This window comes from Ruegeria sp. HKCCD3925 (assembly GCF_057221175.1).
Window position 1 is genome coordinate 117,052 of sequence record NZ_JBWVBI010000006.1, and the last position, 22,143, is coordinate 139,194.

Annotated in this window: 20 protein-coding genes; 11 read left to right on the forward strand and 9 right to left on the reverse strand. The window is 53.9% G+C overall.

The window, feature by feature from the left end:
• Positions 1 to 350 precede the first annotated feature (350 nt).
• The gene (xylB, locus tag AC2TEM_RS15675; protein WP_170425045.1) at positions 351 to 1,787 is read right to left on the reverse strand and encodes a xylulokinase; all 1,437 of its coding nucleotides are present in this window, start codon (positions 1,785 to 1,787) and stop codon (positions 351 to 353) included.
• A gap of 121 nt (positions 1,788 to 1,908) precedes the next feature.
• Here xylB and AC2TEM_RS15680 point away from each other — a divergent pair, with 121 nt between their 5' ends.
• The 8 genes from AC2TEM_RS15680 to AC2TEM_RS15715 all read left to right on the forward strand — a co-directional run bounded on the left by AC2TEM_RS15680 (position 1,909) and on the right by AC2TEM_RS15715 (position 10,464).
• Entirely contained in the window at positions 1,909 to 2,934 is a 1,026-nt protein-coding gene (locus tag AC2TEM_RS15680; protein ID WP_170425042.1) for a LacI family DNA-binding transcriptional regulator, read from the forward strand.
• Between the two features lie 95 nt (positions 2,935 to 3,029).
• Positions 3,030 to 4,334 carry an ABC transporter substrate-binding protein gene (locus AC2TEM_RS15685; RefSeq protein ID WP_170392705.1) on the forward strand — a complete coding sequence of 435 codons (1,305 nt, stop codon included), beginning with the start codon at positions 3,030 to 3,032 and terminating at the stop codon, positions 4,332 to 4,334.
• A gap of 109 nt (positions 4,335 to 4,443) precedes the next feature.
• Positions 4,444 to 5,310 carry a carbohydrate ABC transporter permease gene (locus AC2TEM_RS15690; RefSeq protein ID WP_170392706.1) on the forward strand — a complete coding sequence of 289 codons (867 nt, stop codon included), beginning with the start codon at positions 4,444 to 4,446 and terminating at the stop codon, positions 5,308 to 5,310.
• A gap of 12 nt (positions 5,311 to 5,322) precedes the next feature.
• Complete coding sequence (locus tag AC2TEM_RS15695) at positions 5,323 to 6,153, forward strand: carbohydrate ABC transporter permease (protein WP_010443328.1); 831 nt, start codon at positions 5,323 to 5,325, stop codon at positions 6,151 to 6,153.
• A gap of 11 nt (positions 6,154 to 6,164) precedes the next feature.
• The gene (locus tag AC2TEM_RS15700; RefSeq protein WP_170425039.1) at positions 6,165 to 7,169 is read left to right on the forward strand and encodes an ABC transporter ATP-binding protein; all 1,005 of its coding nucleotides are present in this window, start codon (positions 6,165 to 6,167) and stop codon (positions 7,167 to 7,169) included.
• Positions 7,166 to 7,939: an L-iditol 2-dehydrogenase gene (locus AC2TEM_RS15705; RefSeq protein ID WP_170392708.1), complete on the forward strand. Its 774-nt coding sequence runs from the start codon at positions 7,166 to 7,168 to the stop codon at positions 7,937 to 7,939. Before AC2TEM_RS15700 ends, AC2TEM_RS15705 begins: the two co-directional genes overlap by 4 nt.
• Positions 7,939 to 9,438 (forward strand): mannitol dehydrogenase family protein, encoded by a 1,500-nt coding sequence (locus tag AC2TEM_RS15710; protein WP_170425036.1) that lies wholly within the window; start codon positions 7,939 to 7,941, stop codon positions 9,436 to 9,438. The genes AC2TEM_RS15705 and AC2TEM_RS15710 overlap by 1 nt, the downstream gene beginning before the upstream one ends.
• 417 nt (positions 9,439 to 9,855) lie before the next feature.
• Positions 9,856 to 10,464, forward strand: a complete 609-nt coding sequence (locus AC2TEM_RS15715) for a histidine phosphatase family protein (RefSeq protein WP_170425033.1) — start codon at positions 9,856 to 9,858, stop codon at positions 10,462 to 10,464.
• 430 nt (positions 10,465 to 10,894) lie between these two features.
• Here the strand turns inward: AC2TEM_RS15715 and AC2TEM_RS15720 are convergent, their stop codons facing one another.
• The 5 genes from AC2TEM_RS15720 to ugpB form a co-directional block, all read right to left on the reverse strand.
• Positions 10,895 to 11,842: a glycerophosphodiester phosphodiesterase family protein gene (locus AC2TEM_RS15720; RefSeq protein WP_480790566.1), complete on the reverse strand. Its 948-nt coding sequence runs from the start codon at positions 11,840 to 11,842 to the stop codon at positions 10,895 to 10,897.
• Complete coding sequence (ugpC, locus tag AC2TEM_RS15725) at positions 11,842 to 12,897, reverse strand: sn-glycerol-3-phosphate ABC transporter ATP-binding protein UgpC (protein WP_170425030.1); 1,056 nt, start codon at positions 12,895 to 12,897, stop codon at positions 11,842 to 11,844. Before ugpC ends, AC2TEM_RS15720 begins: the two co-directional genes overlap by 1 nt.
• A gap of 3 nt (positions 12,898 to 12,900) precedes the next feature.
• Complete coding sequence (gene ugpE, locus AC2TEM_RS15730) at positions 12,901 to 13,737, reverse strand: sn-glycerol-3-phosphate ABC transporter permease UgpE (protein ID WP_170392936.1); 837 nt, start codon at positions 13,735 to 13,737, stop codon at positions 12,901 to 12,903.
• Positions 13,738 to 13,757: 20 nt separating this feature from the next.
• Positions 13,758 to 14,639 (reverse strand): sn-glycerol-3-phosphate ABC transporter permease UgpA, encoded by an 882-nt coding sequence (gene ugpA / locus AC2TEM_RS15735; protein WP_155150415.1) that lies wholly within the window; start codon positions 14,637 to 14,639, stop codon positions 13,758 to 13,760.
• Between the two features lie 61 nt (positions 14,640 to 14,700).
• Positions 14,701 to 16,011, reverse strand: coding sequence for a sn-glycerol-3-phosphate ABC transporter substrate-binding protein UgpB (gene ugpB, locus AC2TEM_RS15740; RefSeq protein ID WP_170392713.1), 1,311 nt, complete (start codon positions 16,009 to 16,011; stop codon positions 14,701 to 14,703).
• Between the two features lie 181 nt (positions 16,012 to 16,192).
• On the opposite strand from ugpB, the gene AC2TEM_RS15745 reads away from it, so the two are divergent.
• Positions 16,193 to 17,095: a LysR substrate-binding domain-containing protein gene (locus AC2TEM_RS15745; RefSeq protein WP_170392714.1), complete on the forward strand. Its 903-nt coding sequence runs from the start codon at positions 16,193 to 16,195 to the stop codon at positions 17,093 to 17,095.
• Positions 17,096 to 17,600: 505 nt separating this feature from the next.
• Complete coding sequence (locus AC2TEM_RS15750; RefSeq protein ID WP_170392715.1) at positions 17,601 to 18,437, forward strand: TauD/TfdA family dioxygenase; 837 nt, start codon at positions 17,601 to 17,603, stop codon at positions 18,435 to 18,437.
• 328 nt (positions 18,438 to 18,765) lie between these two features.
• Here AC2TEM_RS15750 and AC2TEM_RS15755 read toward each other — a convergent pair whose 3' ends face one another.
• Positions 18,766 to 19,521, reverse strand: coding sequence for an isochorismatase family protein (locus tag AC2TEM_RS15755; protein WP_170425027.1), 756 nt, complete (start codon positions 19,519 to 19,521; stop codon positions 18,766 to 18,768).
• Between the two features lie 27 nt (positions 19,522 to 19,548).
• A complete protein-coding gene (locus AC2TEM_RS15760; RefSeq protein WP_170425024.1) occupies positions 19,549 to 19,995 on the reverse strand; it encodes a VOC family protein in 447 nt (148 codons plus the stop codon).
• Positions 19,996 to 20,065: 70 nt separating this feature from the next.
• On the opposite strand from AC2TEM_RS15760, the gene AC2TEM_RS15765 reads away from it, so the two are divergent.
• On the forward strand, positions 20,066 to 20,962 hold the full coding sequence (locus AC2TEM_RS15765; RefSeq protein ID WP_170425021.1) for a LysR family transcriptional regulator: 897 nt from the start codon (positions 20,066 to 20,068) through the stop codon (positions 20,960 to 20,962).
• Between the two features lie 231 nt (positions 20,963 to 21,193).
• Here AC2TEM_RS15765 and AC2TEM_RS15770 read toward each other — a convergent pair whose 3' ends face one another.
• Positions 21,194 to 22,111: a LysR family transcriptional regulator gene (locus AC2TEM_RS15770; RefSeq protein ID WP_170425018.1), complete on the reverse strand. Its 918-nt coding sequence runs from the start codon at positions 22,109 to 22,111 to the stop codon at positions 21,194 to 21,196.
• Positions 22,112 to 22,143 lie beyond the last annotated feature (32 nt).

Here is a 22,143-nt window from a genome sequence, read left to right on the forward strand (position 1 = left end):
TCCTCTGCAATGCGAATTTCTGCCATCTCGGACGACTAGCAACCCTTGCTCAAAGGCCGGAAAACCTTGTGTTTGGCATCAGAAAACAGCAATTCCACAAAATAGGCGTCCAACAGGTCTTCGAGCGGTCTGGACGCGCGCTACTTTGCATTTCAAAGGCACCTCGTATCAGCACATCTTGAGGACCGCGTTCCCTGACACCACGACCGCGTCGAACATGGAAAGCATGATCAGTACGTCCCGGACATGGATATCCTCCCATTCGTCGATCCAAGCCATGCCCATTGCTTCACCGACGCAGGTCAATCTAACGCGGGGGACGATCTAGTTGCCGATGATTGTTGGGGCAATCAATTTACACCTTTAACCGCAGAATAAAGTCGGCGGAATTTCATCAACCGCTCGGAAAGTGCAGCCAATTCAGCGGGTTCAAACCTTTCGGTTGTGGGCGGCTGATATGCCAAATCGGCTTTCGTCAACGCGCCGAGACCACACGCCGCGAGCCGGGCTGCGCCATATGCCGGACCGGAATCCGCCCCATCAGATCGTACAATGGGTTTTCCAATCACCGTTGCGATCAAACCAAGCAACAATTCTGATCGGCTGCCTCTTCCTATGGCGGCCAATTCGGGCAGGTCGTCAATTGTGTCACCAAAACTGAGCGCTGCATCGGCAAAGCTAAACGCAATTGCCTCAACTACAGAGCGGCAGATGTCAGCACGTGTTGTTGAATCCTCCAGTCCAAAGAAACTGGCCCGAATACGTGGGTCTCCGTGCGGGCTGCGTTCACCCGTCAGATAGGGCAGAAAAATCGGAACGCGATCACTGTTGACCGTTTCAGCAAGCGCGACAACTTCGGCAGAAGTCAGCCCCAACTGATCCCCAATCCATGAAATGGGCCTTGCCCCGTTCAGCATCGCAGCCATTTGATACCAACGATCGGGCAGCGTGTGTGCAAAAGCATGAACATAGCGTTCAGGGTTAGGCTTATAACTTCGATTAGCCACAAATAGCTGACCGGATGTCCCAAGTGAGATGAACCCACGCCCTGGCTCGGTAGCACCCAATGACACCGCCCCTGTTGCCGCGTCCCCTCCTCCGGTCACGACGGGAATACCGGGTTTCAGCCTTGTCTCTGCCGCAGCTCGCGCGGTCACTTTCCCAACAACCGTTTGACCGTCGAATACTGGCGGTAACCAGTCGGGCTTTACAAATGTGGCTTCGGCGACAGCGGCATTCCATTTGCGCGACGCCTGATCAAGCCACATTGTTCCGGCCGCATCGGACGTATCGGTTGCCAATTCTCCATGCAGGCATAAGCCGATATAGTCTTTGGGCAGCAGTATATGGGCAAGTCGACCGTAATGTTCGGGCTCATGTTGTCTAAGCCATGCAATCTTAGGTGCGGTAAAGCCTGGCAAGGGCAGGACACTCGCAATCTGTCCAATCTGTGGTTCGGCCGCACGCAGTTCATCACACTCGCGTGCTGATCTGCTGTCATTCCAAAGGATCTCCGGGCGGATCGGACGCAGATCGCGGTCCAGCAAAACGGCTCCATGCATTTGACCGGACAATCCGACGGCCTTGATTTCGGACAATCCAATTCGGCCTGCAAGTTGGTTCAAAGCGTCTACTGTCGCCTTCCACCAAAGGTCCGGGTGCTGCTCAGACCAGCCGGGCTGGGGTGAAGATGTCTGTATCCCCACCGAAGATGTCGCGAGAATCCGGTCCCTATCCGCGTAGGCAAGCTTGACAGCCGAAGTTCCGATATCGATCCCGAGATACACTCAAACCCCTCGCCCCGTTCAACTACTCGGAGACCGTCTGGCTATTGATTTTTTAGCGCGCGCAAAGAATATGTAAAGATACGATAAAATCAAGGCGGCTATGATCCGCAGGCAGACTAGCATGACCAAGATTAAGAATATGGAAGAGTTCGCGGCCCTCAGCGGCATTTCGCGGCCCACAGTATCCAAATATTTCCATGATCCCGAAAGTGTTCGCCCGACGACAAGGGCGCGCATCGAAGAAGCGCTCGAACGGTTTGATTACCGCCCTAACATTTATGCGGTGAACCAGAACCGAAAGCTGACCAAGAATATCGGCATCGTCGTACCATATTTGTCTGACCCTTTCTTTGCAGAAATCGCACGGTATCTGGAACAATCCTGCATCGCGGCGGGCTATCGACCGTCTCTCTTCAGCTCACATGGCGAGCAAAAGCTCGAGAACGAAATTCTGGACGGCCTGCAATCCCTGAAACCCGCCGGGGTTTTGCTAGCCCCTTTGGGGCGTATCTCGGACCGATCCGCGATCGAGAAATTCTGTGCCAACGTGCCAACGGTCTTATTTGACAGTAACCTGGATGGTTTGGGGGCTGCCTTTGTTGGATCGGACAATTTCAGTTTTGTGTCACAAACCGTCGAATACATGACCCGCACGGGCGAACCGCCATCTTTCTTTGAAATGCGTACGCCTGCGAATCCGAACGCCAACAAACGTCGAAAAGCCTATGTTGAGGTGATGGAGCGTCTCGGGTTCGAGCCTCATATCATCAAAGTCGACGGCATAGGCTGGGCATTTGAAGAAATCGGTCACCGGGGCGCGTTGAAAGTTCTGGACGAGCGTCAATTGAGGACGAATTCAGTTCTATGCAGCAATGACCGACTGGCAATTGGCTTTCTCGCGGCCTGTTACGAACAGGGGATTCGGGTCGGACGCAAGAACGATTGTACGCTGCGCGTGGCCTCAAATGACGATCATCCGTTCGCAAAATTCACCTGCCCTTCTCTGACCTCAGCTGCGCATGACTACGACAACGTAGCCGGAAGAAGTGTCGAAACGCTGTTCGAACTCATTGAAAACGGGGGAGAATTTGAGACGCGAACAGAAACCCTTTTCCCTGCGCGGCTCGTATTAAGGAATTCGGCATAACTCGATAATTTTAACGCGCGTAAAGTTTTTATTGACGGCGCGACAATTTACGCTCTACGCTCTCTGCACGACATCCAAGCTCAGGGAGGACAGGGATGTATCTGAAGCACGCACTTCGCGCGGCGACTGCATTGACATTCGTCGCTACGGCCGCAGCCCACGCGCAATCTATCACGATCGCCACCGTGAATAATGGCGACATGATCCGGATGCAGGGCTATACTGACAAATTCACCGAAGCGACCGGTATCGACGTCGAATGGGTAACGCTGGAAGAGAACGTGCTGCGTCAGCGCGTCACCACCGACATCACGACCAAGGGCGGTCAGTTCGACATCATGACCATCGGCATGTACGAGACGCCCATCTGGGGCGCGAATGGCTGGTTGGTTCCGCTGGATGGTTTGTCCGAAGACTACGATGTCGGGGACATTCTGCCCGCAATGGCGGGGGGCCTAAGCCATGAAGGGACGCTGTACGCAGCGCCATTCTATGGTGAAAGCTCGATGATCATGTACCGCACTGACCTGATGGAACAGGCCGGCCTTGAAATGCCCGACGCGCCGACCTGGCAATTCATCCGCGAAGCTGCCGCTGCGATGACGGATCGGGACAATGACATCAACGGCATCTGCCTACGTGGCAAGGCTGGTTGGGGTGAAGGCGGCGCCTTTATCACCGTGACAGGCAATTCCTTCGGCGCACGCTGGTTTGACGAGGATTGGAAGCCCCAGTTCGATCAGCCGGAATGGAAAGAAGCGCTCACTTTCTTCGTCGACATGATGAATGAATCTGGCCCGGCAGGCTTCGCCACCAATGGGTTCAATGAAAACCTGTCGTTGTTCCAGCAGGGCAAGTGTGGCATGTGGATCGACGCAACCGTCGCGGCATCCTTCGTGACCAATCCTGACGACTCGACAGTGGCAGACAAGGTTGGTTTTGCACTGGCACCGAACTCGGAAGGCGTAGATAAACGCGCCAATTGGTTGTGGGCCTGGGCGCTAGCGATCCCAGCGGGCACGCAGCAAGAGGACGCGGCAAAGCAATTCATCGAATGGGCGACCTCGAAAGACTACATTGAGTTGGTGGCCGAAAATGAAGGCTGGGCCAATGTGCCGCCGGGCGCGCGAACCTCGCTCTATGAGAACCCGAACTACAAGGAAGTTCCCTTTGCGAACATGACCTTGGAGTCGATCCTGATGGCCGATCCACAGAATTGCTGCGCACAGCCGACGCCATACACGGGTATCCAGTTCGTCGCGATCCCCGAGTTTGCCGGTATCGCTACGCAAGTAAGTCAGGAGTTCTCGGCAGTTTATGCCGGACAGCAGTCAGTGGACGAAGCACTCGCCAAAGCGCAGGCCTTCACCACCGAAGAAATGGAAGCCGCAGGCTACTGAGGCATCCCTCCCCGGCGGGCGGGCAGAGGTCTGCCCCCCGCTCTACCCTTCCACAACTCGCGTTTTTCTCGCAGGCTTTGGTTATGCCTGAACAGAGAGGGTTTGCGTCATGGCAACTCAACATTCCCGATCCGTCGCGCGCCTGATGATGGCACCCGCAGTGGTCCTGCTACTTGGCTGGATGCTCGTGCCCCTGACGATGACGCTGTATTTTTCCTTCAAGAAATATCTGCCCCTTCGCGGTGGCGACTTGGGCTGGGTCGGGTTCGACAACTATGTCCGGTTTGTCTCGTCCAGCTCCTTCTGGCCCGCTGTGCAGGCAACGCTGATGATCGTAGGCGGCGTCTTGGTGATCACCGTAATTCTGGGCATTCTACTAGCGATGCTGCTGGATCAACCCATGTGGGGTCAGGGCGTTGTCCGTATCCTCGTGATCGCTCCCTTCTTTGTCATGCCCACCGTGTCTGCGTTGGTGTGGAAGAACATGTTCATGGATCCTGTGAATGGGTTGCTGGCCCATCTATGGCGCTTTTTCGGGGCCGAGCCGATCTCATGGCTATCCGAGGCCTCAATGACTTCGATCATCATGATCGTCTCATGGCAGTGGCTACCCTTCGCGACACTGATCCTGCTGACCGCAATTCAGTCACTGGACAGTGAACAGCTGGAAGCAGCCGAAATGGATGGTGCGCCAGTCCTGAAACGCTTTTATCACATCGTCCTGCCACATCTGAGCCGCGCGATAACCATCGTGATCCTGATCCAGACGATCTTTCTTCTGTCGATCTTCGCCGAAATCTTCGTGACCACCGGCGGCGCCTTCGGCACCCGCACCCTCACCTACCTGATCTTCCAGCGTGTGCTGGAAAGCCAGAATGTCGGCCTCGGATCAGCCGGAGGTGTCTACGCCATCATCCTTGCCAATATCGTTGCCATCTTCCTGATGCGCATCGTCGGCAAAAACCTGGACGCGTGAGGAGGAACGACCATGGCCCGCGCCGTCACATCCCGTCGTAAATCGCTGAACACCGCCCTTGCCTGGGCCGTTGGTCTGCTGATCTTTTTCCCGATCCTCTGGACGATCCTGACCAGCTTCAAAACCGAGGCTCAGGCGATCGCCAGCCCACCGCTGTTCCTGAACTTCGATTGGACGCTCGAGAACTATGCAATCGTACAGGAACGCTCGGATTACATGCGGTTCCTGTGGAATTCGGTGATCATCGCAGGTGGATCAACCATTCTGGGCGTGATCATCGCAGTGCCCGCAGCATGGGCCATGGCCTTCGTGCCGTCCAAGCGTACCAAGGACATCCTGCTGTGGATGCTGTCCACCAAGATGCTGCCCGCGGTGGGTGTTCTCTACCCGATCTATCTGCTGTTCATCCGGTTGGGCCTACTGGACACGCGCGGAGGGCTGGTCGTGGTGCTGATGCTGATCAACCTGCCGATCATCGTCTGGATGCTTTACACCTATTTCCGTGAAATCCCCGGTGAGATTCTGGAAGCCGCCCGGATGGATGGTGCCACGCTGAAAGAGGAAATCCTCTATGTGCTGACGCCGATGGCCGTGCCCGGCATCGCCTCGACGGTCTTGCTGAACTTCATCCTTGCATGGAACGAGGCATTCTGGACGCTCAACCTGACAGCCGTTGATGCGGCCCCGCTGACCGCCTTCATCGCCAGTTATTCCAGCCCCGAAGGCCTGTTCTTCGCCAAGCTCAGCGCGGCATCGACCATGGCGATCGCACCAATCCTCATCCTTGGCTGGTTCAGCCAGAAACAACTTGTCCGCGGCCTGACTTTCGGCGCTGTGAAATAAGGAAGACGACTATGGGACGTATCCAACTCAAGTCAGTGACCAAAAGCTTCGGTGACGTAGAGGTCATTCCACCACTAGATTTGACTATCGAGGACGGTGAATTCACCGTCTTCGTCGGGCCCTCTGGTTGTGGCAAGTCCACGCTGTTGCGGCTCATTGCGGGGCTAGAGGACATCACTTCGGGCTCCATCGACATTGATGGCGCGGATGCAACCGACGTACCGCCCGCCAAACGTGGTCTGGCAATGGTGTTCCAGTCTTATGCTCTGTACCCGCATATGAGTGTGCGCAAGAACATCGCCTTTCCCTTGCGTATGGCCAAGCTGGATCAGGCCGAAATCGACAAGCGGGTCGAAGGCGCAGCAAGCGTTCTGAACCTGAGCGATTATCTCGACCGCCGCCCGGGGCAGCTTTCAGGTGGGCAACGCCAGCGCGTTGCCATTGGTCGCGCCATTGTTCGTGAGCCCGCGGCATTCCTGTTCGACGAGCCCCTTTCAAACCTAGACGCGGCGCTGCGCGTCGGCATGCGGCTGGAGATCAGCGAACTGCACGAACGTCTGGCGACAACGATGATTTACGTGACGCACGATCAGGTTGAAGCCATGACAATGGCCGACAAGATCGTCGTGCTTCAGGCCGGTGTGATCGAACAGGTAGGCAGCCCGCTTGAATTATATCGGACGCCGCGCAACTTGTTTGTTGCAGGGTTCATCGGCTCGCCCAAAATGAACTTCATCGAAGGACCAGAGGCGACGAAACACGGTGCACAAACAATCGGTATTCGCCCGGAACACATCGCGGTTTCTGAAACTGAAGGTGAATGGTCCGGGATCGTCAGCGTTTCAGAACACTTGGGATCGGACACCTTTTTTCACGTCCACGAGACCGGCCTGGCCGAAACCATTACCGTCCGCGCAGATGGTGAGGTCGGCTTCCGCCATGGGGATCGAATTCACCTGACCCCGCGTGCAGATGTCATCCATCGGTTTGACGCGAAAGGCTTGCGGATCGAATGACACGCTTGGCAGGCAAAACCGCCCTGATCACCGGGGCTGCGCGAGGCATCGGATTGGCCTTTGCCAAAGCTTATGTTGCAGAAGGCGCGCGTGTTGCCATCGCCGATATCGACATCCAGCGTGCGAAAGACGCCGCCGCAGAATTGGGTCAGGTTGCATTCGCCATCGAGATGGACGTGACAAACCAACAAAGCATAGATGAGGCCGTCGCAAGAGCCGCTACACATTTCGGCCCTATCGACATTCTGATCAACAATGCGGCAATCTTCACCGCCGCCCCAATCGTTGAGATTGAGCGGGAAGACTACAACCGCGTGTTTGACATCAACGTCTCGGGTGCTTTGTTCACGATGCAGGCGGTCGCCCGGCACATGATCGAGCACGGGACCAAAGGTCGGATCATCAACATGGCATCTCAGGCTGGGCGAAGGGGGGAACCTTTGGTCGCGGTTTACTGCGCCAGCAAGGCGGCGATCATATCGCTGACCCAATCGGCAGGGCTGAACCTGATCGCTCATGGGATCAACGTGAACGCAATTGCTCCGGGTGTTGTTGATGGCGAGCATTGGGACGGCGTTGATGCGTTCTTTGCAAAACATGAAGATAAACCGCTCGGCCAAAAGAAACGCGAAGTGGCGGCAGCTGTTCCCTATGGGCGGATGGGTCGCGCAGAGGATCTGACCGGGATGGCGGTGTTTCTGGCCTCTGACGAAGCCAGATACATTGTCGCCCAGACATATAACGTTGATGGCGGAAACTGGATGAGCTGATGAACCCTGTGGCAAACGCAAATCCTGCAGTACATCTAAGGCGAGATAACCTTTCAAACCTGCCGACAACTGTCAGGACCCCATCTTACAGGTGCTCGGACCTGACGCCCGGCATTGTCCATATCGGTCTCGGGAATTTTCACCGCGCGCATCAGGCTTGGTATATCCACCAGTTGATGCAGCAAGGTCAGGCCCACGACTGGGCAATCATCGGAGCCGGTGTGCGAAGCTACGATTCCGAGATGCGAGGGCGTCTGCTGGCGCAGGACTGCTTGACGACATTGATCGAACTGGACCCGAAAGGGATGTCCGCCGAGGTAATTGGTCCGATGATCGATTATCTTCCGGTCGAGGCCGGCAATGCAGCGTTGATCCGCAAGATGTCCGAGCCTTCCATCAAGATTGTGTCTCTGACAGTGACCGAAGGTGGATATTACCGAGATGCCAACACGGGTGCCCTCGACACAGATCACCAAGAAATTCTTCATGATGCAGCAAATCCAAACCAGCCGCGCACGGCCTTCGGTGCGATCATTGCGGCGCTCAAGCAGCGCAGGGCGCAGGGCATCAAACCCTTCACCGCGCTGAGCTGCGATAACCTTAAGGATAATGGCGTTATCCTGAGGAACTGCGTTGTCGGTCTAGCACGCCTGTCTGACCCTGCTCTGGCCGACTGGATAGACCAGAACGGCGCATTCCCCAATTCAATGGTGGATTGCATCGTGCCTGCTACAACAGACCAAGTGATATCACAATGCCACGCACTTGGCGTCGATGACCAAGCACCCGTATCGCACGAGAACTATCGCCAATGGGTGATCGAGGACGATTTCTGCGCCGGGCGCCCACCCCTTGAACAGGTTGGCGTCACGCTGACCCGTGATGTCCAAAGCTATGAGACGATGAAACTGCGCATTTTGAACGGCGGTCACCAGTTGCTTGCTAATGTCGGCGAAATACTTAATGTCCCGACAATTTCGGATTGCATGCAGGACCGGGATATCCTGGCGTTTTTCAGAAAGGTCCAAGAAGAAGAAATTCTGCCTCATGTCGCAGCCGTCCCCGGAGCGACTGCAAATGAATACCTTGAGCAGGTTGAGACGCGATTTGCAAATACGGCCATTCACGACACGACGCGCCGGGTTGCTTTCGATGGATCGGCGCGACACCCCGGGTTCTTGCTGCCGTCACTTCGTGATGCACTTGCGGCAGGCTCTTCCATAAGCGGGCTCGCGCTGGCCGAAGCTTTCTGGTGCCGGATGTGTGCAGGATACCGTGAAGATGGCTCCGAAATCGCCCCCAATGACCCCCAATGGGAGAGTCTACAGAAAGCTTCGCTGGCTTCCAAAGACGATCCAGAACTCTGGGTCGGCCAGCAACACTATAGCGATGCTTGCGCCCTCGGCGCAGGCTTTCCCAGAGCTTTTGCCTTCTGGCTAACTACGATCTGGAAACACGGCAGTCGGGCAGCTATCGCGGAATATATCAATCGCAGTTGAGCCCTTTTCTGAACGCGCTTTGCAGAGCAGGGTCAGTCGCCGATACGAATATCGAGCGACACAGTATTCAGCCATCCGGCCTTAGCGAAGCCGTTGATTTTGATACGACCCCAATACCCACTACGCGCAAGTTTTGCGATTTTCGCCTATAAGTTCTTCCATCATGTCCACGCATCCGAGAAGTTGTCATCGAATTTAAGCGCAAACCAAGTCGGCGGAGAGCCCTTAAAGGATCAAAATGAGCGACGCCTCATTTAACGCACAGGTCGTGTAGCGGCCCTTCATTCGTGTTATCAATTGTGTCAACCAGAGGATTGGTTGCTTTTTTCGACAATAGTTGCCCGCTTAGACGAGACACTGCTTAAACTAAAAATCAGAATTACTTCGCTTTGCGTCGATGAATAAAGTAGTCAACAAGTGCGAGACCAGAACATCAGCCCAACCTTCTATTTGCTTCGTCACGGCGAGACCGAATGGAACTCCCAAAAACGGAGGCAAGGACGTCGGGACTCGCCCCTGACCGACCGAGGCATTCGTCAAGCATTGGCAAACGCAAGTAAACTACGAAGCCGCCTTTCTTTCGATCATTTGCTTTCAATATTTTCGAGCCCGCTTGGCCGAGCTGCACAGACAGCATCAATCGTGATCAAGGAACTAGGTCTGCCGCCAGAAATCATCGAGTACGAGACCAGTTTGGTGGAATGCAGTTTCGGGCAATGGGAAGGATTGACTGAAAAAGAGATCACTCGACAGTTTCCCAAGGAATGGGAAGCGCGATGCTCTGATCGCTGGAATTATCCACCCCCGGGTGGAGAGTCCTATGCTGACGTGCACAATCGTGTTTCCTCATGGTATTCGAGCAGCTCGTTCGAAGGAACAGTGATGATTGTTGGCCACAGATTAACATCCCGCGTGTTTCGAGGAATCTTCCTGGGCCTATCCGCACAAGAGGTATTTGAATTGAACGAACCTCAAGACGGCTTCATCAGGTTGCAAGACGGACATTCAGCCTACATTGAACACTAAAGCTTCGTTGATTGGGCATTTGTCCCGAGTATCCGGTTTTCCGTTGGTTGCAGGTCCAAATTATTATCTCGATGAAGCGGGGGATATCGGCTCATTCACCGCAAATTCAATACGACACTGAGTTTTCACAAACTGCGCCCCTCTAGTTGAATGCGCCACTTCAAGGATAGATTTGTTTTTCTCGGTATGTTTTTTGTTAGTGTAACACACTGTTCACGCCGACCTCTCCAAGCGAAGCAATTTCTGCTGCACACGGATCTTAATCGCATCCATTGGCCAGCCTTTCGGCATGATCCAATGCGGCTACCTAACAATTGCACGGTGCTTTAGACGATGGTTCTTTTGCAAATTTAGGCTAGTTGATGTGTCTGATCCTTCCCAACTGCAACTGAAAAGAACATGAACGGCATCAGGTTTTGTGGCGCGGTGCTCACCGGCAATCGACACTCCACCTCATGCCCAAATCCGACAGATGCCTTTGAACCCGCCCAGGATAATCAGATACAATTGCATCCACGCGCAGGTCGATCATTCTGCCTATTTCTTCGTGCGAATTGACCGTCCACACGGCAACACATAGGCCCAGTTCTTTTGCGCGCGCCACATTTTCAGCCGTTACATCCGTGTAGTATGGGCACCAAAGCGAACCGCCTGCTTGCTTGACCAAATTTGGAATTTCATCACGACGACCACGAAAGTCAGGGCAAACCGCTTTCGAGGAATCCTCACCAACATCCGCCGCGTTTTCCGGAAGCTGCGTCAGGTAGGAAGACGGCATGTCAGGAGCCTGCCGCTGACACTCCTCCAACAGGTTCCAATCAAAACTGTGGAGCACCGCGCGCGAAGACAATCCTTTGTCACGTACTTCTTGAAGAACCCGCCCGACAAATTTCTTCCTATAAAGCGCATCGTGAGCCAAATCCGGATCCGACTTCAGTTCGAGCATCAGATAGGCATCGCCGTATTTTGGATCATCAACCAGATCCAGCAAATCCTGCAACTTTGGAACACGGATGCCATCCAGTTGAGCCTGGTCCGGAAACCGTTGGCCATAAGCCGAATGACCATCCAACCGCCCGATGTCAAATTGCTGGATTTGCTCGAACGTCAATGACGAAACCTTCGGCTCTTCTCCGGTCAGAAACAGGCCATTTGCGTCACGAAAGCTAGGAGCGTGCAGCCGATGGTTGTGGGTTATGACCGGTACGTCATCGGCCGTCAGGACAACATCAAACTCAAGCAGCGGGACGCCGATAGAGAGCAAAAAGTCAAAGCCAATCATACTGTTTTCGGGCAGCACACCCCGCGCACCTCGATGCCCCACAACCCGGATCAGGTTTTTGCCACCACGAAAGGCTTCAACCTGTTGAAAGAGCATCAGCCTTCCAACCTCTTGCCGGATGAATGGTCAAACAGATGCATGTGCTCTGAGGCAACTGAGAACCGCATGCTCGGATGCCGGCCTTCGATTGGGTGGACACCCGGAAGACTTATCGTAATCGCGTCGCCTGCATCCGTGAGCTGGCCATGCAATAAGGTGTTTGCGCCTAGCGGTTCCGCCATCTGAATAGCGGCTTCCAACGGACCATTGTCGTCCAGAAACAGATGCTCTGGTCGGATTCCAAGCTTTAGTGGGGTATCAGGCCCCGTGGATGGACCAATCTCTAAGCCCCCTATCTTAACCGTTCCGTTTTCACGCTGAGCATCAAAGATATTCATTGCAGGGCTACCAATAAACTGAGCCGCGAAAAGGGTTCCTGGTGTTTCATATACCTCCAATGGCGTCCCAATCTGCTCAGCGATGCCTCCGTTCATCACGATCATCCTGTCTGCCATCGTCATCGCTTCGACCTGATCGTGAGTCACGTAAAGCGATGTAATTCCTAACTTTTCCTGAAGCTCGCGAATTTCTAAACGCATCTGAACACGCAGCTTGGCATCAAGATTTGAGAGTGGTTCATCAAACAGGAAAACCGCCGGCTCGCGAACAATTGCCCGCCCCATTGCCACCCTTTGGCGTTGACCGCCTGAAAGCTGCCGGGGTTTGCGGTCCAACAAAGCTTCCAGCTGCAACAGTTTGGCGGCCTCGGTCACCTTCTGGTCAATCTGGTTTTTTGGAAGCCCCGCGATTTTTAGCCCATACCCCATGTTCTGGCGCACCGACATATGTGGGTAGAGCGCATAATTCTGGAACACCATCGCGATATCGCGATCCATCGGCTCTTTGTCGTTGGCTCGTTCTCCTCCAATCCGGATTTCACCGGACGTTACGGTTTCAAGGCCCGCAACCATTCGCAAAAGCGTGGATTTTCCGCAGCCCGAAGGGCCAACAATCACAATGAATTCACCGTCCGCAATATCTATGTCGATGCCATGGATAACGTCCGTCGGGCCAAAGCTCTTTTTGACATTCTCTAAGTTTACTGTTGCCATTTTTTATTTCTCGCTATCGACAAGGCCGCGGACAAAGAGCTTTTGCATCGACACCACTACGATGACCGGCGGGATCATTGCCAAAATCGAAGTGGCCATGATGACCGGCCATTCCGCCACGTCGTCGCCGGATGGGAACATCTGTTTGATACCCATCACGATGGTGTTCATTTCAGGATCGGTAGTGATGAGCAGCGGCCAGAGATATTGATTCCACCCGTAGATAAAAAGGATCACGAATAGCGCCGCGATATTCGTTCGGCTCATGGGGACCACGATATCAATGAAGAACCGCATCGGGCGGGCACCATCGACGCGTGCAGCTTCGGCCAGTTCATCCGGGATCGTCAGAAAGAACTGCCGGAACAGGAACGTTGCCGTGGCCGAGGCGATTAAGGGGAAGATCAGCCCATAGTAGCTGTTGAGCATGCCGAACCCGGCGACAACTTCGAACGTCGGCACAATACGAACTTCGACCGGAAGCATCAGCGTTAGGAAGATCAGCCAAAAGAACGTCGTTCGCCCGGGAAAACGGAAATAGACGATCGCAAAAGCTGACAGCAGCGAAATTATGATCTTGCCCACTGCGATTCCGATGGCCATCACGAGACTGTTGAACAACATTGTGGCGACCGGGACGTTCACGCCGGAAAACAGCGCGGCCTTATAGTTTTCCCAGAATTGATCGCCGGGAAGAATGGGCATGGGCGGCGACACGATTTCCGGCTGGGTCACAGTCGATGCCACGAACGCCAGCCAGATCGGGAAAAAGATGATTAAGACGCCAAGGATCATCATGGCATGGGTCAACCAGATCCCCATGCCACGTTTTTCGACCATTCCGTGTTGTTGGGCTGCCATCAGTAGTGCACCCTTTTTTCCACGTATTTGAATTGGATGACGGTCAGCAGACCAACGACAATAAGCAGGATGACGGACTGAGCGGAGGACGAACCGAGATCTTGTCCAACGAACCCATCCGAGAAGACTTTGTAGACTAGAATGGTCGTCGCCTGCTGTGGGCCACCGCCAGTGATCGTGTGGATGACGCCAAAGGTCTCAAAGAATGCATAGACAACATTCACCACTAACAGGAAGAACGCGGTTGGCGACAAAAGCGGCAGCACGATTGTGAAGAACCGGCGCCAGAAGCGCGCGCCGTCAATTGCCGCAGCCTCGATCACCGATCTTGGGACCGACTGCAGCGCTGCGAAGAAGAACAAGAAGTTATAGCTGATACGCCCCCAGGCTGAGGCTACAACCACCAGGCCCATGGCCTCGGTGCCGTTCAGAACGTGGTTCCAGTCATAACCAAGCTGGCCGAGGTACCACGACACGACACCAACACGCGTGTTGAACATGAACAGCCACAGCACGCCTGCAACAGCGGGGGCAACGGCGTAGGGCCAGATCAGCAGCGTCCGGTAAACACCCGATCCTTTGATCAGGCGGTCCGCTATGACCGCCAGAAACAACGCCGGGATCATTGAACACAGTGTTACGAGCGTTGAAAACACCGCCGTCGTCACGAAAGATGCGCGATAGAACTTGTCGCTCAGCAGAAACTCGAAGTTACCCAATCCAACAAATTGGGACGACAGCCCAAATGGGTCAGGAATGAACAGGGACTGCCACACCGCCTGCCCGGCCGGATAGAAGAAGAAGACAGCGGAGATGATGACCTGCGGGGCAATCAGCGCCAATGGCAGAAGCCAGCCGCGAAAGGTGACGCGTTTTTCCATCCCGATAAACCACCGAATAAAGAAGATGCGGGCCCGAAACAGGCCCGCATCAAATTAGGACTTATTGATTGGCAGACTCGAACCGGCGCAGCAGGGCATCGCCGCGTTCTTTCGCACTGTCCATTGCTTCCTGAGCGGTCTTTTCACCGGACCAGACAGCCTCGAGCTCTTCGTCGATTATGCCGCGAATCTGGTCAAACGACCCCAGACGCAGACCCTTCGAATTCGCAGTCGGCTCTTTGGCGGTCATCTGTATGACAGCAATGTCAGTACCTGGGTTTTCTTCATAGAAACCAGCATTTCGGGTCGCGACGCCAGCTTCGGCGGTGATTGGAAGATACCCTGTGTTCTGATGCCAGTTCGCCTGAACGTCCGAAGACGAAAGGAAGCTCAGGAATTCACCGACACCTTTGTATTCTTCAGGATCGTGACCCTCCATCACCCAAAGCGAAGCGCCACCAATAATGGTGTTTTGCGGCTCGCTTACGACCGCCTCCCAATAGGGCAATGGGCGCACGTCGAATTCGAACTCAGCCTCAGAGCTAATGCCGGCATAACCTGCCGAACTTTCGGTGAATAGTGCGCATTCACCTGCCCGGAAGTTCGCGCCACCTTCGTTTCTGCGGCCGGTATAAATGAATTTGCCATCTTTTGCCCAGTCACCCATCGCGGTCAGGTGTGCTACCTGCGTCGGTCCGTTCAACATCAGCTCGGTGTCAAGACCGGCAAATCCATTGTCCTTCGATGCGAATGGGACGTCGTGATAGGCCGAAAGGTTCTCAAGGTGGATCCAGCTTTGCCAAGCAGTGACCAGCGGACAGTCTTCACCCCCAGCCTTAAGCTGGTCAAGAACGTCACCAACCTTTTCCCAGGTCGACAAATCCGTGTCAGGGTCAACACCCGCCGCTTCCATAGCATCGCGATTGACCCAGAGAACGGGTGTGGACGAGTTGAAGGGCAGCGACAGCATGTCCCCGTCAGTGGTCGTATAGTAGCCTTTGACGGCACCAATGTAGGCATCAGGATCGAATGATGCACCGCTTTCAGCCATCACTTCATACACGGGTTTGATAGCCCCTTCGGCCGACATCATCGTTGCCGTGCCTACTTCGAAAACCATCAGGATATGTGGTTGTTCACCTGCTCGGAAAGCAGCAATACCCGCATTCAAGGTTTCCGAATAGTTGCCTTTATGGCTTTCTACTACAGTGAACTCATCTTGGCTGGCATTGAACTCTTCAACCTGAGCCTTCACAAGATCGCCTAGTCGACCGGTGAAGGCATGCCAGAACTGAATTTCGGTTTGCGCCATAGCCGCCACCGGCGACAGAGCAGTTGTTAAGGCGAGAGCGCCTAGAAAATTCTTTTTCATGATTCCTCCCATGCATCAGGGGTTGATGCTTCGTTGAATACCGACCGCAACGCGTAATCAGCACACATGACGATTTCACGACGTTAACGTTACAATTTTATAATTCAAGCATTTAATTTTTGAGAAAAACATAACATTACATTATAAACCAACCAGGGAAACAACGAACCAGGTTCAAAATATGAGTCAAACTTTGCGGATCCGGCAATTGGAAGCGCTCATGGCCGTTTCCACCAATGGGTCGGTCACTGCTGCGGCAACGGATCTTGGGATAAGTCAGCCCGCAGTCAGCAGACTGCTTTCTGATTTGGAAAAATCACTTGGCTTTCAGCTTTTTGATCGCCGCGAAGGTCGCTTGGTGCCCTCGCAGGAGGTACGATATCTGCAACCCAGCGTAGAGCGCGTTCTGGAATTGATGAAGCAAATCTCGGATGTCAGTCAGGACATCACACAGCGCAAAGCGGGTCACATCCGCGTCGCTTGCTTACCGGGGTTCGCCACAAGTCATCTTCCCGATGTCGTCGCCAAGTTTTTGCAGGATCGGCCCGGCGTCACCCTGACGATTGAACCAGACCGACCGGAACGGATTCTCGAGTGGATGATAGGTGAGCAGTATGATTTCGGGATCACTGACAGCTTTAACGGTCACCCGGCCGTTGAAAGCAGAAACATCAATGTCCGCACAGTTTGTGTGTTTCCCACCGGACATGAATTGGAAAGCCTCTCTGAGGTGACACCAGCGGATATTACAGATGCTAAAATTATCCATACACGACGCGACAGCGACTTTTTTGTGCGGCTTTCCAAAGCGTTTCAGAGCGCCAACGTAGAGTTGAATTCCCACATCGAAGTCAGGCAGTTCACCGCAGCTTGTGAGTTGGCACTAAAAGGTGTCGGAGTTTCCGTGGTAAGCGAGTTGGACGCCGTCCAGTATTCAACGCGTGGATTGTGCTATAGGCCCTTCAAGCCATTGCTTCCACATACACTATCGCTTGTGCGCCCAATATTGAAACAACCGTCACTGGTGACACTCGAATTCATCGAACAGTTTCAAGAAAGCTTAAAACCGTTCAAAGCCCAATGAGCCCGTCAAAAAACTACGGCACATGAAAGAGCCTTTGCGCTGCCGACAAATCACCTACCCCTCTCTGCATAAGAAACATCAGAGTTTTGAGACCTCTGGGCATCATCCGGATCCAGCGCCAAAGCGATACACACCATTCAGCCATGATCAGTGAAACAGCCATAAATTTCGCAAAGGAGCATCAATTGCAAGCTTCCTAATCCTTGCTCGCCAAAATCCATTTGACCGCGCAAATAGCATTCGTCTGACCAACGCGCTAGCGCTGCAGTAAGAGGCAGGCTTATCCGTAGTGCAGGTTGATCGAAATGCGGGGACCGATGTTATCGAAGGTTAAGTTTGAACAACGCAAACGCACTTATGCTGAACCAGCGCACTGTACACGAAATGATCGAGCCAGTTCAGATGCAGGTTTTACGCAGCACCAACAAAACTGTGTCCAGATAGTTCAGTTTCTCCGATCATTGGCCACCCTTAAACTTCCGCCACTAGAGCAAGGAGCAGAATAATGGACATAAGACCACTGACAGGCGGTTTGGGAGCTGAGATCATGGATGCTGACATCCGCGACAGTACCCAGTTTGAAGATATTCACGCCGCGTTTGCAAAGTACTCTGTGATCGTCGTCAGAGATCAGCAGGTCAGCCCAGACGATCACCTGGAATTTGCCCGTCGCTTCGGTCCGATCAATGTCAATCGATTCTTCAGACCTGTCGATGGCCATCCTGAGATCGCCATGGTGCTTAAGGAAAAGGATCAAAGAGAAGCGGTCGGCGAAGGATGGCATACCGACCATTCGTACGATCAAGAACCCGCCATGGGTTCTATTCTCCATGCCATCGAAATGCCGCCATACGGCGGGGACACGCTTTTTGTTTCAATGGGCGCAGCCTATGACGCACTGTCCGTGCCGGTGCGCCAATTTCTGCATGGGCTTACAGCCATTCATTCATCGCGGCACGTCTTTGGTGCAGCTGCGCAAGAAAGCGAGGCTGCAACGAGCGGGCGTCTGAGCAACGCAGAAAACGCCGTTCAAGACGCACGCCACCCAGTAGTCATCACGCATCCCTTGAGTGGGCGTCGCGGATTATTCGTGAACCCGGTGTTTACCACGCATATCGAGGGCCTCTCCCGTGAGGAGTCCGATGCAATCCTTGCCATGCTCTATGAACATTGCAAACAACCTGAATTCCAATGCCGCGTCCGATGGCGGACTGGAGACATCACCATGTGGGACAACCGAGCGACATGGCACAAGGCCATCAACGACTATCACGGATTTCGACGCCTGATGCATCGAGTAACTGTGGAAGGCTCAGCTGTTTCCGCCATTCAGCCGATATAGAATACAGCCCCGAGGGTGCGCAAAATTGCCTATGGTGTGAGTTCGGACCATTAAATTGCCAATGTCGCGAATGCCTGATTTGACGGACCCAACCGTCACAATGGCAACCTCAAGCAAATGGTGGGTTCGGGCTGTTCTCGATTTTGGTGTTTGCGCCCGGAAGGACAAGTTGTTGCTGAACCGCAATCAGCAGCGGGGAGCTGTCCCAATCAGGTTCCCCATAGTAACAGACGCCGGCTTTCTAGAAATTGCTCAAGTGCAAACAGGCAAAGCCTGATTTCAAGCAGAATTCGTCGTCAGGGACCGAAGCCCCTGACAGATGTTGAATTTACCAGGTTGAGTCCGGGTCGACTTTGAAAAGATGCTCCATAAAAACGCGAGTGACGGCCTGCAGTTTATCGGTGCGCGCGTGGTCGCGTTGCAGTTCGGCTGGAACCACATTCCATGTTATAGGTTCAACACCAGCCTCGATCATGCGGCGCATGCCGTTTGCGTGGCTGGTCTGAGTGATCGATCCAACGGCATCTTCCGGAACGTAGACGTCATATCCGGCCAACTCGGCCTCAATCGCGGGATAAGCCAGACATACATCCGTCCAAAGACCGCCCATTATCAGCTTCTTTCGGCCCGTTGCTTCAACTGCAGCTACAAATTCAGGCTCTTCCCAAGCGTTCACATTGGTCCGGTCAACAAATACCGCGTTCGGGGCCAGTTCGCGCAAATCTTCGATCATAGGATCATAGCCGTTCAATCCTACGGCTACATGGCTGAATATGATCGGGATGTCGTAGATCACGGCGGTCTTTATCAGACCCGTGGTATTGTTGATCAGCTCTTCGTGGTTGATATTCTTAACCCCAGCCAAAATCGGCGGCTGGTAGTCGATAAGGATCAGCGCCGAGTTGGTCGGTGACAGAAACGGGTCAATATCTGCGGCTCGGACAGGCGTGCCTTGATAGCCGTCTGGGTATGTTGCGACACCATCCACTGTTTTGATCATAGGTATTTCTGCGGTTGCTGGGAGTGCTACGGCGCTGATCGTCAAGCTCAGGGCTGCGGCGAACGGTTTGATGAAAGTGGTCATGGGAGCATCTCCATTAATGATGGGGGTTCAACCGTGCACATGCTCGGCGATCAGTTGCGCGACAGATGGTCCGGGACCAACAAGTTCCAGGACATTACGATCCGGATCGCGGATGAAAATTGTCTTGGTACCGCGAAATTCTCGACGGCCTGTTATGGCTATGCTGCGTTCGGTAACAAAGGCCTCGGTTGCTTCGGCGTCCCTTACCTTGACGGCTAGGTGCGTGATGCCGGGAAACTTCTCGACCTCATCCATCAAGACGTTTTCACCAGCTTTAGCTGTAGCGGGGCCTAACAGGTTGATGTTGATCCCGGACGGATGCAGCATCACCAACGGATGGCCATGGTCATAGCCGCCATCCGCGATCAACTCGAATCCCAGCAACTCATAGAAGGCGACTGATGTATCGCGGTCGCTGATGCGGATGCCAATGTGATCGAAGTTTCTTATATCCAACATGGTTTGGCCTTTCATTACACTGCAACCAATGTAACTATACTTGTGTTGATGCTTAATAGCTCATCTGGAAGGTAATTTATTCCAAATGGATCATAATAAGGATTTGTTCGACGGCATGGTTCTGTTCTGCACAGTAGTGGAACAGGAAGGCATGAGTGCCGCCGCAAAACTGCTGGGCCATACGCCTAGCCATGTCAGTAAAGAAATCGGACGGCTTGAGGCCCGGCTTGGCGCCCGGTTATTGAATCGGACCACGCGTCGGATCAGCCTGACGGAATCAGGGCGCATATACTATGAAAACGCCCGCCGGATTGTGGATGACGCCCGCGCCGTACAAAACAGGTTGCATTCCATCGGCGACAGACCCTTTGGAGAGCTTCGGATGAGCGTTCCTGTGGTTTTTGCACATGGATGGCTGAACGATCGGTTGCCCGAATTTCTGCAGCGATACCCCGAAGTTGATCTGAACATTGACATATCCGAGCGCCGGGCCGACATGATCGGTGAAGGCATCGATCTGCTGGTGCGCATCGGTGATTTGCCTCCATCCGATTTGATTGCACGCGAACTTTTTCGCACACAAGGTCTTACAGTGGCTTCCCCCGCCTATCTGAAACGAAACGGCACGCCCCGCCACCCCGATGACCTAAAGGGGCATCAACTAATTGATTTTTCGTTTCACGGGGCCACCCAAAACTGGACCTACCCAGGACCAGATGGTGTGGCAATCGCAGTTCCAATCGCTCCTCGTATTCGATGCAACGATGGTCATACCGAAAAGGTGCTGGCCCTTGCTGGTCGTGGGATTACACGTCTGCCTCAGCTTTCTTGTCAGGCAGAACTGGATGCCGGGGCATTGGTGGCGATCTTACCCGATTTCAGCCCGCCTTCTATCGGAGTCCATGTGATCTATGCCAGCCGCGACAACCTGCCCGCAAAGACCCGCGCTATGATCGATTTTCTGGTCGAAATGAGCGGCTGAAGTCAGGTGCTGCCGAAGTTTCAAAGTCCTTCGTTTGATGTGAGCAGTCTTCTTGCAGACAGTATCGCACCTTGCAGCAATGTCTGATTTGTTCAACCACGTCATAGTTTTAGTTACGCCACGATAGGCAGCAATGAGCTGATTGATGGGAAGTAATGGGTAGAAAACTGCAATCATTACATCTTTCCCGTAAGTCCCAATCTGTCGAAACATGGAAGCCGGCAGACAGGGTCATTGAACACGTTCAAGCGTCGGGCTTAGTTGAGCCAACGCGTTGACCACGCCAAACAACTCATTTTCGAATGAAAGCAAGGCATCGGACTTCGCATCCACGATCGGGTAAAGCAGGCCAAACGTCATCCAGCGTTCAGGCGTCACCGGTACAAGTGCTAGTTTGTCCGAATTGGTTTGGGCGACGACCAACTCGTCCGCAACAGTTACACCAGCACCCTCTGCAACAAGCGAGCACGCGAGTTGAGATGCTGCCACTTCGCAAGTTTGCTTTGGTGTGACACCAGCAGAGTGAAAAATATCGTCCAATTGGTCGCGCAACAACAGACCGTGCATCAAGCGTATGATAGTTTCTTCCGCGAGATCACTCGCCGTAATTTCTTCTCGGATGGAAAGAGGATGATCCAATGGTAAGACCGCTTGTGCTCTCACTCTCAACAAAGGTTTAGTGACAATGCCTGGATGATCGACGGGCAAAGCACCAATACCGATATCGTATTCTCGTCCGGCCAACCATTTCCCCGCTTCACGTCTTGCCCGGACATCAAGGTTGATATTGGTGCCGGGGCTGGTCTTCATGAATCGCGCTACGGCCGGGGCTGACAGCGACTGCGCAATTCGGGGCATGGTTACAATCCTCAGAGTTTCCGTGCGACCTGCCCGGATTTCGGCAGCGATCCGAGGAACTTCATCAAGGTTGTCCAGGATACGGCCTGCCTCGCGGTAGAACGCCAACCCTTCGGGTGTCGGGGTCAGATTGCGGCCGCTGCGGTCAAACAGCGTCAGCTTGAGTTCGGCCTCGAGCCCCGAAATCAAGCGGCTGATCGCAGGCTGGCTAAGGTGCAGAATCTCGGATGCGGCAACCAGCGAGCCTTCGGACAATGTTGCGCGAAAGGCGCGTAGGGCCTTGGTGTTCATCAATCCATACTTTCAATTTTTGCAAGAGTAGA

Coding starts and splice junctions, on each gene's coding strand:
- AC2TEM_RS15680 (WP_170425042.1), top strand. CDS start 1,909: ATGACCAAGATTAAGAATATGGAAGAGTTCGCGGCCCTCAGCGGCATT.
- AC2TEM_RS15685 (WP_170392705.1), top strand. CDS start 3,030: ATGTATCTGAAGCACGCACTTCGCGCGGCGACTGCATTGACATTCGTC.
- AC2TEM_RS15690 (WP_170392706.1), top strand. CDS start 4,444: ATGGCAACTCAACATTCCCGATCCGTCGCGCGCCTGATGATGGCACCC.
- AC2TEM_RS15695 (WP_010443328.1), top strand. CDS start 5,323: ATGGCCCGCGCCGTCACATCCCGTCGTAAATCGCTGAACACCGCCCTT.
- AC2TEM_RS15700 (WP_170425039.1), top strand. CDS start 6,165: ATGGGACGTATCCAACTCAAGTCAGTGACCAAAAGCTTCGGTGACGTA.
- AC2TEM_RS15705 (WP_170392708.1), top strand. CDS start 7,166: ATGACACGCTTGGCAGGCAAAACCGCCCTGATCACCGGGGCTGCGCGA.
- AC2TEM_RS15710 (WP_170425036.1), top strand. CDS start 7,939: ATGAACCCTGTGGCAAACGCAAATCCTGCAGTACATCTAAGGCGAGAT.
- AC2TEM_RS15720 (WP_480790566.1), bottom strand. CDS start 11,842: ATGCTCTTTCAACAGGTTGAAGCCTTTCGTGGTGGCAAAAACCTGATC.
- ugpC (WP_170425030.1), bottom strand. CDS start 12,897: ATGGCAACAGTAAACTTAGAGAATGTCAAAAAGAGCTTTGGCCCGACG.
- ugpE (WP_170392936.1), bottom strand. CDS start 13,737: ATGGTCGAAAAACGTGGCATGGGGATCTGGTTGACCCATGCCATGATG.
- ugpA (WP_155150415.1), bottom strand. CDS start 14,639: ATGGAAAAACGCGTCACCTTTCGCGGCTGGCTTCTGCCATTGGCGCTG.
- ugpB (WP_170392713.1), bottom strand. CDS start 16,011: ATGAAAAAGAATTTTCTAGGCGCTCTCGCCTTAACAACTGCTCTGTCG.
- AC2TEM_RS15745 (WP_170392714.1), top strand. CDS start 16,193: ATGAGTCAAACTTTGCGGATCCGGCAATTGGAAGCGCTCATGGCCGTT.
- AC2TEM_RS15750 (WP_170392715.1), top strand. CDS start 17,601: ATGGACATAAGACCACTGACAGGCGGTTTGGGAGCTGAGATCATGGAT.
- AC2TEM_RS15755 (WP_170425027.1), bottom strand. CDS start 19,521: ATGACCACTTTCATCAAACCGTTCGCCGCAGCCCTGAGCTTGACGATC.
- AC2TEM_RS15760 (WP_170425024.1), bottom strand. CDS start 19,995: ATGAAAGGCCAAACCATGTTGGATATAAGAAACTTCGATCACATTGGC.
- AC2TEM_RS15765 (WP_170425021.1), top strand. CDS start 20,066: ATGGATCATAATAAGGATTTGTTCGACGGCATGGTTCTGTTCTGCACA.
- AC2TEM_RS15770 (WP_170425018.1), bottom strand. CDS start 22,111: ATGAACACCAAGGCCCTACGCGCCTTTCGCGCAACATTGTCCGAAGGC.